We start from the raw sequence: 12,110 nt of genomic DNA, 5'->3' as shown, positions 1-12,110 counted from the left end.
CAAAACCATGCTAAACGACGGGCACTTATGGCACCAGTGAAGATTCCGGTTATAACTGCATGAGGCGCTTCCTTCACAACTATACTTAAAACTACTAGAAACTTAAATTGATGAGTTTCTTCCTGGTTTGACAGATTCATTTTGTTCGATGCTTAACGGAAATAGCACATTAGAAATTGCTTGAAACATTTGTGCATGACGATTTTGTACTTGCCAACCAGTATTCATCATTATATCTGCAATGCTGTGCACGTTACTGACACCACCTATCTGTGAAAATTCACCTAGAAAAGATCCACCTACTTTACTTTGTAAATAGAGGGCAGGTGAGTGAAATAGTGTTACACCAACAGTTAAACCAAGATCATCCTCAGCTCTTCTTGCCGGATCCAATTCACATACTACTTCATACACTCTAGTGTCTGGCCAATGTGATAGATCTAGACCTTGCTCTGGAAACTGGTGAGTTGCTAACATATGACGTACATTAAGTACAATAACTCTTTTCTCTCTTCCTAATGATGCATATAAAACCATAGTTAAGGCACGATCTCCGACATTTACCTGTGTGATCCCTCCTTGCGGATCTAGCATTTCATCGTCATCATGATAGTGGAATAAGTGTTTGGTTACATCTACCCAATTTCCTCTTGTTAACATAATCCTTTTTTTTGCAAATGCGGTATTTCCAAAGGTAAACCCAGTTGTGTAGAGGAATATTCTCCTATCTCTAGCACTAACACCACCCCTATTTCTAACACCAGGTACAGCAGGTACACCGAAGGCTGGATATAGTAAATAGTCTCTAACGCTCTCTTGAATTCTGGCCACAGACCCATTAAATAGCCTTTCCATTAAAGAAGATTCTCTTTCCAAAAAGTTTTGAGTGCTAAGCTGCAAACGTTCGTTGTTGTCTAAATCAAAATTTAACCCTACACAAACAGCATCCTCCGACGAGGTGTGTATCTTACTATTACCCACAAATATAAATGGACATAAAAATAAAGTATTACAACATTAAAGTTTGCAAACATTGAGGGTAAAAAATGGCAAACAGGAATAATGAATGGGCTGAAAATGAATTTGGAGATGCTGTACTTGGAGATAAAAGGTTAACTGACCGATTAGTAAATATTGCTGATAGTTTTACAAGTTTACCTGAAAGCTCAATCAATCAGGCGTGTGGAAGTTGGTCAGAAGCAAAAGCAGCATATCGTTTTTTTCAAAATGAGAACGTGAAAGAAGGCGATATTCTAGCTTCACACGTTGCTAAAACAGTTGAAAGAACAAAAGCCCATAAAAAAATTTTTGTGATCCAAGATACAAGTTATATTTCATACACAGACCATGAAAAAACAAGTGGATTGGGAGTTATTACAAGAAAACATAGTCAAGGTATTATAATGCATACAGCTCTAGCTGTTAGTATAGAAGGTTTGGTACTAGGGATACTAGATCAAAAAATTTATTCAAGACCTGAAGAATCTGAAAACATAAAAAAAAAGAACAATGACAGTATCCGCATTGAAGATAAAGAGAGTATAAAATGGTTAGAAACTTTAAGCAACACAAACAACATTATTGATTCAACTCAAACTGAGACTATAACTATATGCGATAGAGAAGCAGATATATATGAGTTTTTTGAGCTTGCACATAATCTTAATTCGGCAGTGTTAGTTAGAGCTTCCAAAGATAGGGCAGTAAATAGAAAATCTCGATATCCTGAAAAAGGTGAGCAGAAGTTATGGGAATTTATTAAATCCTCTCATTGTGCAGGTACGGTAAAAGTTGAAGTTCCTGCAAAAGATAATAAGCCAAAAAGAACAGCACATTTGGAAGTTAGATTCGGAAAGTTTATTATGCATCCATCTAAGAATAGTATTAGGCATAAGAAAGAAGAATTACTTAAATTACCACACTATGCAGTTTACGTTGTTGAAAAAGACTTTCCTTCTGAAACAAGTCCGCTAGAGTGGATGCTTTTAACAAATCTTCCAGTCAATACCTTTGATGAAGCTGTTGAAAAAGTTAGGTGGTATTGTCTTAGATGGAAAATAGAAATATTACATAAAATTTTAAAATCTGGTCTCAAAGTTGAAGAATGTAGGCTTGGAACAGCAGAAAGGTTGATGCGATATTTAACAGTAATGAGTATTATTGCTTGGAGAATTTTCTTTATTACAACAATTGCAAGAACTGATCCAACATTACCGTGTACTACCTTATTAGCCGAAGAAGAATGGAAAGTTCTATATGTAAAAATACATAGAAAACCATGTTCAAATGCAACTCCTACTATAAAAGAAGCTGTTTCATGGGTTGCTCAACTTGGAGGACATTTGGCTAGAAAAAATGATCTAGAACCAGGACCCATTACTATTTGGAAAGGATGGAGACGTCTCTTTGATCTAGCAGAAGGATGGCGACTTGCTCACGAACTTTATATTTGTGGGTAATAGTAAGAGTAGGAATCAATATGGAGAAATATTTTTTTTCATCTGACAATCTATCGTTAAACTCTCTCATAGCATGCCATGACTTTTCTGATACTTCTTTTGGAGGAGATTCTAAAAATACTGTATCAAATAATAGAGTGTTTACACTACCGACAATGTTGCAAAAAACATAAAAATAAAACTAGAGAAAACCATTTCTCGAAAACTTCTGTGTCCAGAACCAAGAGTCCGATTTACTTATAGCGCTAATAATCAATTAACCATCGGCTTTAAGGAATGATATGAACATATTATTTCAAGGAAAAGTCATGAGAAACAAGAGATTAGCTATCCAAATTAGCTGTAGCTATGAACCTAATCGGTTAGCAGAACAATGCTTATCAGATGCTTATGAAAAGGTAGTGTCAAAGGAAATAAGTCAAAAAAACTTAAAACATAAAAATGGGATTCAAGGAGGGTCAAATGGTAACAGTATGTTTATATGCGAGAGTTTCTTCGGGGAAACAAGTAGAAGGAAATACGATAGAAAGTCAAATTGCAGCTTTAGAGAAGCAAATTAATCTGGACGGATACAGATTGTTAAGTGAGTATAAATTTATTGATAACGGCTACAGTGGATCTCATTTAGTCCGCCCTGATTTAGAAAAATTACGTGATAAAGTAACAGAAGGTAAAATTGATAAGATTTACATTCATTCTCCTGATCGTTTATCTAGAAAATATGCATATCAAATGGTGCTGATTGAAGAATTTGAAAAAGCAGGAGCAAAAGTGGTTTTTTTAAATTATGAGATTAACGGTAACCCAGAATCTCAATTACTGTTACAAATGCAAGGTATGATAGCAGAATATGAACGTGCGAAAATTATGGAACGAAGTCGTCGTGGTAAAATCTATGCAGCTAACAAAGGCTATGTAAATGTAATGGGAGGAGCTCCTTATGGTTATCGTTATATAGATAAGCATATGGGAGGAGGACAAGCTTTATTTGAGATTAACGAAAAAGAAGCTGATGTCGTTCGTAAAGTATTTTTGTGGATAGGCAGAGAAAGAACAAGTATTGGGGAAGTATGTCGTCGGCTAAATACTATGTCCATTAAGACACAAAAAGGAAAAGAACGCTGGAATAAAGGTACAATTTGGAGTATGTTGAAAAACCCTGCTTACAAAGGACAAGCAGCTTTTGGTAGAAGAAGGTTAGGAGTAAGATTAAAGCAAGTAAGACCACAGAAAGGCTCTTGTGAGCAGCCAAAAAGTAACCACTCTGTCTATCCTGTTGAAAAAGCAAATTGGATTTATATTAAAGTGCCAAATATAGTAGATGAAGATATATTTGATATTGTTCAAGAACAATTAGCTGAAAATAGAAAAGTAGCAAGGACAAGAAAAAGAGGAGCAAAGTACTTACTACAAGGTTTAGTCATATGTAAGCGTTGTAATTACGGATGTTACGGAACTTGCATGAGAAGTAGACGAGAAGAAGAAGGTGGTCATTATGCATATTACCGTTGTAGTGGTAAAGATTCTTACCGTTTTGGTGGTAATAAGATTTGTGACAATAAACCCATTCGCTCAGATGCATTAGAAACAGCTGTGTGGGAAGAGGTTAAGCAGTTATTGAAAAATCCAAACAGGATTTTAGAAGAATACAAGCGTAGGCTTTCAGAACTAAAAAAATCATCATTGGATCAAAAAAGTGACCTGCTAGAGAAACAAGAAAATAAATTAAAACGTGGTATTGCTAGACTTATCGATAGTTATGCTCAAGAATATATCAATCAAGAGGAATTTGAACCACGAATTAAAGCAATGAAACAAAGCTTAAAAACAATTAAAGAAGAGAAGAAAAAGATATTTTATCAAAAGGAATTAGAACAGGAGGTAACTCTGGTTGTGGCCAATTTAGAAGACTTTTCTTCCAATATTACGTTAAACCTTGATAACGCAGACTGGTTAACTAAACGTGATATTATCAGAACATTGGTCAAGAGAATTGAAATTAACCTTGAGGACGTAAATGTGGTATTTCGCGTAAAAGAGCTACCGAACTCTTCTGGACATAATGGAAAGGAAAATAAAAATTTGCAACATTGTCGTAGGTGTATTTGAGATAACATTTCCTACAAGTATTGGTAGCCTAAAAATTGTAGTATACCATAATGCGGAAAATGACAGTCAAGTAGAGGTCAGAGTAGCAGATAAAGAAATGTGGTCTGAACTACAAAAAAAAGGGGAAAATATAGGAAAAGGTTGCTTTTTTGGAGGAATGACAGTCACAGAAGCGGTAGAAAAAGGAAGTTTCCCTAGGAGTGGCAAGTGGAATAAAGAAAAGGCAAAAGAAGAAATAAAGGCAATTAGTAATAGTGAAACATTATCATGGGTTGATAAGGTGTGTGGAGGTAGTAAAGAAACTTCCCGGAAACTTTAAACAATGAGGAGGGGAGGGTTTTCTTCCCTTCTTACTTACAACCACAAAATTGCAACTTCTTTATAAGCTAAATTTTAGGTTATAGTAAAATAACAGATGGTTTATTTCGGTAAAATTGTTACGATATGGCAAATATCTCTATAAGATATAAAATAGCACAAAAAGTAAGAAGCTGGAGATTAAAACAAAAGTATACCCTAAAAGATTTAGTAGAGAAAACAGGCATAAAATATCATACATTACTAAGATATGAGCAAGGAACATGTGGCATTCCAACTGAAAAATTAAAAGTCATAGCGGAAGCATTATCAGTTCACATTGGTAGCTTATTTCCTAGACAAAAAGTACTGAGAGAAAGTTGTTCTTTTAACAAAGAATGGATGTACAACTTTATAGCAAAAATAAAGGGACAAGAATCATGCAAGTTGATTCGCGACTTAACTGGGTTTATTCAAGCTGAAGAGGAAAATAATGTAAAAGCTGCAAGGGTAAGCATGGCCAAGAACTTAGCGAAAGTAGGGTTTGATACTGATATTATCTATCGGGGAACTGGTTTGTCAATTGATGAATATGATGAGGAAAAAGGCTCTGAGCATTCAAACGAAGGACAAGAGATAAAAAAATGGAGAATAATAAGAGGGTATACTCAAGAAGAATTAGCAAAAAAGCTAGATGTAGGACCCTCACAGATACATCACTATGAACAAGGGAGTGCTACTATTTTAAGTGAAAGATTATGGGAAATAGCAGAGAAGTTATCAGTGAATGCTGAAGATCTGATGAAGAAGTATGAAGAAGATAATTGCAAAGCAGAAAACGAGCTATTAAGTTGGGTGAAAGAGTCTAAAAAAATTGACAATCAAGAATCACGAGATGAACTAGGCATATGGGTAGAATTTTTATCGCAAAGAAAGCAAATTTATAAAGAAAAGATTTACAAAGCAGAGGCAATAAAAGTTGCGAATAATCTACGTATGTTGGACGTTTCTATTGATGCTATTTCTAAAATAACAGATTTATCTATTGAGGAGCTTGAAAATTATGCTTTCAAAACTTAATCTGGGTTAAAAACAGCAGTAGTTTACTGACTCATAAATAATATATTAAAATATTAGAGAGAATAGTTATATATTTAATATTTCTATACAGAATTTTTCTATCACTTTTTGATTGTCCTCTACCATTGCCTTTGCCTCCTCCTGCAGAGATTTGATATTTTTTGATGTAATATTATCCATGTCAGGTGATGCTATTTTCAATTGCGATTGTATGCGTATATATTTATCAGCTATAACTTGATCAAGTTGGTAATTTACTGCATCTAAACTTGAAGCAAACATCACATGTAGTAGTGGCTTGATCCATCCTATTTTTCCAAATCTCCTTGAATTAAAATACTCTATGCTTCTATCTGTTCTGCCAGTACCAATTGATAAAATTATAATATCATCATTTGGAAATAACCTCTTACCACTTGCATATGCACAAGCCGCTGGATTATTTGCAAATACTCCGCCATCCACTAATACCATTTCCTTTTGGTTGATTTTAAGATATTTAGGTGCAAAGTAAGTAGGTGCTGCAGTTGTAGATCGTAATGCATCTTTCAATTTGATAAAATTTCTATCTTCTCTCCAGCTTTTAAAGAAGAAGGGATAATTGTTCTTAATATCGTAGCTTGTAAGCATTAAATTATTTGTTGCATCTGCAAGAGTAGAATCACCAAAATATCTATTCAGAACGCATTCAATATTTTTGCATGAATACTGTGCACAATTTAGCCAGGAAAATATTGATCTTCTGAAAAATGAAGACTTAAAGATATGTGACCCGTCTTTCTGATAGAGATCAACTAAGTCGAGAGCAGAGTATTGTTTATTACATAATCCGGCAACGATAATACCACCTGTAGAAGTTCCGACCATTAAGTCAAACATTTGAGAGATTGGCTTTTTTGTTCTATACTCTATTTCAGCTAGAACAATAGCAGGTATAATACCTCTTATGCCTCCACCGTCGACTGAAAGAATATATTTGGCCATGTTTAGATATTTATTGATTTTTTTAACTTGTTTGCTTTTATCAGGTTGTGTTTCTTGTCCAAGTACTACTGTATGTTTCACTCCTAGAGAAAATTGCACCAATCTAATAATTGATTCTGTGGGTCATGCTAAAAAATCCGTGTTGGTTCAGGCATACCAATTTACCTCGAAGCCTATTGCTGAATCCTTGGTTCAAGCTAAAAAGCGTGGAGTTGATGTCATGGTTATTCTCGACGAATCGCAAGTTAGCTCAAAGTATAGTGTTATCAATGAGCTGTTTGAGCAAAAAATCCCAATTTGGGTAGACTTTAAACCAGCGATTGCTCATAGTAAAATAATGATTATTGATGATAACAAAATAATAACTGGCTCTTTTAATTTCACCTATGCAGCTGAATCAAGAAATGCTGAGAATCTACTGATTATAACAGGGGATCCTCAATTAGTTGAGCAATACATCGAAAACTGGAAGGATCGTCAATCTCAATCTGATGCTTACACACCAAAAGTAGAAGAATAATTACTTTAAATCAGCTTTAAGTTCATCCAATTCCTCAGAAAGATTCTTTACCCGTTCTTCCAGACGATATACCGTAACGGCCAATCCATTGTTCTGCTCTATAAATTTATCATGCATGTGTACCCGTAAGTCTAGCTTGGCGAGCCACCAAATTGTTGCTATGGTCTGTATTACCATCGTTATTATTACTGTGATTGGGATTTTTTGTTTTTGCATGCTTTTCCTGATTGTATAATAAAAGACTTTCAATTATTTCTTGTTTGGTAGTGTTCATAAGCGTCAAGTTAAGTGCAAGCGGGAATGTTCAAAAAAGTGTGTCAAACCGAAAAAAAAGTAATAAATTGATATAAAAAATGGAGGTTTGATATGAGTCAAGCAAATAGAACTACTGGTTTGGTAGATTATAAAGAATTAGAAACAAATATCCTGTCATCTATACGAGAAGGAAGACCATTGACAGGAAGAGATGGAGCATTAACACCGTTTATAAAAAGGCTGCTAGAGGCAAGTCTGGAAGGTGAAATAGAAAGCCACATGTCAGCTAAAAGTGAAGAAAATAACCGAAGAAATGGAAGGAATGCAAAAACTTTACGTACAAGTTCAGGCTCATTTGAACTATTAACACCAAGAGACAGAGAAGGAAGCTTTGAACCGCAAATAGTCAAAAAAAGGCAAACAAGCCTACATCCAGAACTTGAAGCAAAGGTCTTAAGTACATACGCCAGTGGCATGGGATACAGAGACATAGCTTCACACGTTGAGGAAATATATGACCATAAAATATCAGCAGCAGAGATATCCAATATTACTGATAAACTGCTACCAATAATCAATGAATGGCGCAGCCGTCCATTGCAATCAGTGTATCCAATAGTGTTCATGGATGGCATGTTTTTTAAGGTCAAGGAGGACGGACATTGCGTAAGTAAATGCATGTATAATATATTGGGTATAAATCAAAATGGCAGAAAAGAAGTATTAGGTTTTTATCTGGCTGAAAGTGAGGGAGCTAACTTCTGGTTGGGAGTTTTAAATGACCTCAAAGAAAGAGGAGTAGAAGATATTCTGATTGCATGTGTAGATGGGCTAAAAAGCTTTCCTGCAGCCATCAACAGTGTATTTCCCAGTGCAGAAGTGCAGCTATGTATAGTACACCAAATAAGAAATTCTCTGAAATATGTATCCAGTAAAGATGTAAAAGTTTTCATGAATGATCTGAAAAAAATATATCGTGCTTCAAGTAAAGAAATTGCTGAGAATTATCTGCTTGAGCTGGAAGAAAAATGGGGAGAAAAGTATCCTTTAGTTATAAAATCCTGGCAGAACAATTGGGAAAACTTATCCAGTTATTTTAAGTATTCTGGGCCAGTTAGGAAGCTGATTTACACCACTAATCCAATTGAGGGGTTGCATAGACAAATCAGGAAATTTACTAAAACTAAGGGTTCATTTACTAGTACAAATGCCTTGTACAAACAGGTATATTGTGCTATAAAAAAGGTAGAGCAAAGGTGGATTATGGCTCTCCCTAATTGGGCTTTAACTATGTCTCAACTTGATATTTTCTTTCCAGATAGATTGAAAATTGAGTTGAACTAAAAATGCGGCTTGACACACTTTTTTGAACGTTCCCGAAATTTACTAAAACTAAGGGTTCATTTACTAGTACAAATGCCTTGTACAAACAGGTATATTGTGCTATAAAAAAGGTAGAGCAAAGGTGGATTATGGCTCTCCCTAATTGGGCTTTAACTATGTCTCAACTTGATATTTTCTTTCCAGATAGATTGAAAATTGAGTTGAACTAAAAATGCGGCTTGACACACTTTTTTGAACGTTCCCCATTCGTTTATTGTTTTTCAAAACAGCAAACTGTAATAGGCCAGATGTATCTACTTGTTTTAGCTTCTCTTCTATTTTTCCAACGACATTACTCTTACTTAAACCAACGTCAGCATCAATAAAAGCTAGTATTTCTTCCAACTTATCAAAGCTCATAACTCTACCTCAATTCAAAACCTCATATTTTATTATTATATACCCGACATAAAAGACAAGATCTAATTTGCTATATAACATTCACTATTAAGGTATTACGGTTTCTGGTAAACTTTGTCTCTCTACTTCATATTCATTTAGCTTAGTACTAGGCTTTAATACTGTATATGTCATGCCACCAGCAATGGCTCCAACTATCAATGCAGCAATAACTAATATTGATAAACTAACATGAGTAACAATACATCCCATAGTTACTGTCAACATGGCTATTACACCTACAGAGAAACTAGTCTTTATTGCTTTTGAAGTTTCAGAATGCTTCTTTTCTTGAAAATTAAGATACTCAACAATATTTTTGTGGCCGTTTCTATCAGCTAAATCCAGGGGGGTATTACAATCAACGTCCTTTACGTCAATAGTAGCCTTTTTTTCCTCTACAAGATATTGAACTATGTCTGAGCGACCCATTCTAGCAGCTTCATGCAACGCAGTACTGCCATTTTTGCTTTTTGCTTCAATGTTAGCCCCTTTTTTTAACAGAGCTTGAACTACTTCTAAGTGACCAGTTTCAGCAGCAATATGCAAAGCAGTACATCCTTCGTTGTTTCGTGTTTCAAAACTAGCACCCTTTTCTAACAGAAATTGAACTACTTCCAAATGACCAAATCCAGCAGCAATATGCAAAGCAGTATCTCTATAACTGTTTTGTGCATTAATATTAGCCACTTTGCCTAATAAAGCTTGAACTACTTCTAAGTTGCCACCTTTAGCAGCACAATGCAAAGTAGTATCAAGGTTTATCATTAATACACCTACGACAATGTTGCAAATTTTTATTTTCCTTTCCATTATGTCCAGAAGAGTTCGGTAGCTCTTTTACGCGAAATACCACATTTACGTCCTCAAGGTTAATTTCAATTCTCTTGACCAATGTTCTGATAATATCACGTTTAGTTAACCAGTCTGCGTTATCAAGGTTTAACGTAATATTGGAAGAAAAGTCTTCTAAATTGGCCACAACCAGAGTTACCTCCTGTTCTAATTCCTTTTGATAAAATATCTTTTTCTTCTCTTCTTTAATTGTTTTTAAGCTTTGTTTCATTGCTTTAATTCGTGGTTCAAATTCCTCTTGATTGATATATTCTTGAGCATAACTATCGATAAGTCTAGCAATACCACGTTTTAATTTATTTTCTTGTTTCTCTAGCAGGTCACTTTTTTGATCCAATGATGATTTTTTTAGTTCTGAAAGCCTACGCTTGTATTCTTCTAAAATCCTGTTTGGATTTTTCAATAACTGCTTAACCTCTTCCCACACAGCTGTTTCTAATGCATCTGAGCGAATGGGTTTATTGTCACAAATCTTATTACCACCAAAACGGTAAGAATCTTTACCACTACAACGGTAATATGCATAATGACCACCTTCTTCTTCTCGTCTACTTCTCATGCAAGTTCCGTAACATCCGTAATTACAACGCTTACATATGACTAAACCTTGTAGTAAGTACTTTGCTCCTCTTTTTCTTGTCCTTGCTACTTTTCTATTTTCAGCTAATTGTTCTTGAACAATATCAAATATATCTTCATCTACTATATTTGGCACTTTAATATAAATCCAATTTGCTTTTTCAACAGGATAGACAGAGTGGTTACTTTTTGGCTGCTCACAAGAGCCTTTCTGTGGTCTTACTTGCTTTAATCTTACTCCTAACCTTCTTCTACCAAAAGCTGCTTGTCCTTTGTAAGCAGGGTTTTTCAACATACTCCAAATTGTACCTTTATTCCAGCGTTCTTTTCCTTTTTGTGTCTTAATGGACATAGTATTTAGCCGACGACATACTTCCCCAATACTTGTTCTTTCTCTGCCTATCCACAAAAATACTTTACGAACGACATCAGCTTCTTTTTCGTTAATCTCAAATAAAGCTTGTCCTCCTCCCATATGCTTATCTATATAACGATAACCATAAGGAGCTCCTCCCATTACATTTACATAGCCTTTGTTAGCTGCATAGATTTTACCACGACGACTTCGTTCCATAATTTTCGCACGTTCATATTCTGCTATCATACCTTGCATTTGTAACAGTAATTGAGATTCTGGGTTACCGTTAATCTCATAATTTAAAAAAACCACTTTTGCTCCTGCTTTTTCAAATTCTTCAATCAGCACCATTTGATATGCATATTTTCTAGATAAACGATCAGGAGAATGAATGTAAATCTTATCAATTTTACCTTCTGTTACTTTATCACGTAATTTTTCTAAATCAGGGCGGACTAAATGAGATCCACTGTAGCCGTTATCAATAAATTTATACTCACTTAACAATCTGTATCCGTCCAGATTAATTTGCTTCTCTAAAGCTGCAATTTGACTTTCTATCGTATTTCCTTCTACTTGTTTCCCCGAAGAAACTCTCGCATATAAACATACTGTTACCATTTGACCCTCCTTGAATCCCATTTTTATGTTTTAAGTTTTTTTGACTTATTTCCTTTGACACTACCTTTTCATAAGCATCTGATAAGCATTGTTCTGCTAACCGATTAGGTTCATAGCTACAGCTAATTTGGATAGCTAATCTCTTGTTTCTCATGACTTTTCCTTGAAATAATATGTTCATATCATTCCTTAAAGCCGATGGTTAATTGAT

The 12,110-nt window shown here is 34.8% G+C and carries 11 protein-coding genes and 2 pseudogenes; 7 read left to right on the top strand and 6 right to left on the bottom strand.

All coding sequences use genetic code 11. The features are described from left to right. Positions 1–102: 102 nt before the first annotated feature. Positions 103–981, bottom strand: coding sequence for a hypothetical protein (locus OPR35_RS06775; RefSeq protein ID WP_265024825.1), 879 nt, complete (start codon positions 979–981; stop codon positions 103–105). A 65-nt stretch (positions 982–1,046) separates the two neighbouring features. Between OPR35_RS06775 and OPR35_RS06770 the strand changes: the two genes are divergently transcribed. Beyond that, positions 1,047–2,459, top strand: a complete 1,413-nt coding sequence (locus OPR35_RS06770; RefSeq protein ID WP_264686125.1) for an IS4-like element ISWosp2 family transposase — start codon at positions 1,047–1,049, stop codon at positions 2,457–2,459. On the opposite strand, the pseudogene OPR35_RS07405 reads toward OPR35_RS06770, so the two are convergent. After that, positions 2,380–2,601, bottom strand: a pseudogene (locus OPR35_RS07405) (hypothetical protein); the annotation flags it as partial. The gene OPR35_RS06770 and the pseudogene OPR35_RS07405 overlap by 80 nt on opposite strands. Positions 2,602–2,900: 299 nt before the next feature. Between OPR35_RS07405 and OPR35_RS06765 the strand changes: the two are divergent. From OPR35_RS06765 to wmk, 3 genes are all read left to right on the top strand, one after another. Further along, positions 2,901–4,568 (top strand): recombinase family protein, encoded by a 1,668-nt coding sequence (locus OPR35_RS06765; protein ID WP_264704331.1) that lies wholly within the window; start codon positions 2,901–2,903, stop codon positions 4,566–4,568. Further along, complete coding sequence (locus OPR35_RS06760; RefSeq protein WP_265024824.1) at positions 4,522–4,887, top strand: hypothetical protein; 366 nt, start codon at positions 4,522–4,524, stop codon at positions 4,885–4,887. The genes OPR35_RS06765 and OPR35_RS06760 overlap by 47 nt, the downstream gene beginning before the upstream one ends. 125 nt (positions 4,888–5,012) lie before the next feature. Beyond that, positions 5,013–5,945 carry a WO male-killing family protein Wmk gene (gene wmk / locus OPR35_RS06755; RefSeq protein ID WP_264730434.1) on the top strand — a complete coding sequence of 311 codons (933 nt, stop codon included), beginning with the start codon at positions 5,013–5,015 and terminating at the stop codon, positions 5,943–5,945. A 66-nt stretch (positions 5,946–6,011) separates the two neighbouring features. Here wmk and OPR35_RS06750 read toward each other — a convergent pair whose 3' ends face one another. Then, a complete protein-coding gene (locus OPR35_RS06750) occupies positions 6,012–6,929 on the bottom strand; it encodes a patatin-like phospholipase family protein (protein WP_264730432.1) in 918 nt (305 codons plus the stop codon). On the opposite strand from OPR35_RS06750, the gene OPR35_RS06745 reads away from it, so the two are divergent. After that, on the top strand, positions 6,928–7,449 hold the full coding sequence (locus OPR35_RS06745; RefSeq protein ID WP_264730430.1) for a phospholipase D family nuclease: 522 nt from the start codon (positions 6,928–6,930) through the stop codon (positions 7,447–7,449). The genes OPR35_RS06750 and OPR35_RS06745 overlap by 2 nt on opposite strands. Here the strand turns inward: OPR35_RS06745 and OPR35_RS06740 are convergent, their stop codons facing one another. After that, a complete protein-coding gene (locus tag OPR35_RS06740; RefSeq protein WP_264730428.1) occupies positions 7,450–7,665 on the bottom strand; it encodes a hypothetical protein in 216 nt (71 codons plus the stop codon). It abuts the gene before it with no gap. Positions 7,666–7,815: 150 nt separating this feature from the next. Here OPR35_RS06740 and OPR35_RS06735 point away from each other — a divergent pair, with 150 nt between their 5' ends. Then, positions 7,816–9,048 carry an IS256 family transposase gene (locus OPR35_RS06735; RefSeq protein ID WP_265024688.1) on the top strand — a complete coding sequence of 411 codons (1,233 nt, stop codon included), beginning with the start codon at positions 7,816–7,818 and terminating at the stop codon, positions 9,046–9,048. Positions 9,049–9,083: 35 nt separating this feature from the next. Continuing rightward, positions 9,084–9,257 (top strand): annotated as a pseudogene (locus OPR35_RS06730) (IS256 family transposase); the annotation flags it as partial. Positions 9,258–9,534: 277 nt separating this feature from the next. Here OPR35_RS06730 and OPR35_RS06725 read toward each other — a convergent pair. Together OPR35_RS06725 and OPR35_RS06720 are read right to left on the bottom strand one after the other, a co-directional pair. Then, positions 9,535–10,254 carry an ankyrin repeat domain-containing protein gene (locus OPR35_RS06725; protein ID WP_265024823.1) on the bottom strand — a complete coding sequence of 240 codons (720 nt, stop codon included), beginning with the start codon at positions 10,252–10,254 and terminating at the stop codon, positions 9,535–9,537. Then, positions 10,241–11,920: a recombinase family protein gene (locus OPR35_RS06720; RefSeq protein WP_265024822.1), complete on the bottom strand. Its 1,680-nt coding sequence runs from the start codon at positions 11,918–11,920 to the stop codon at positions 10,241–10,243. The genes OPR35_RS06725 and OPR35_RS06720 overlap by 14 nt, the downstream gene beginning before the upstream one ends. Positions 11,921–12,110 lie beyond the last annotated feature (190 nt).

The sequence above is a fragment of the Wolbachia endosymbiont (group B) of Protocalliphora azurea genome, assembly GCF_947251865.1.
GTDB lineage: Bacteria > Pseudomonadota > Alphaproteobacteria > Rickettsiales > Anaplasmataceae > Wolbachia.
Note: the sequence above shows the minus strand (reverse complement) of the source record. Positions and strands in the feature narration are given on the sequence as shown.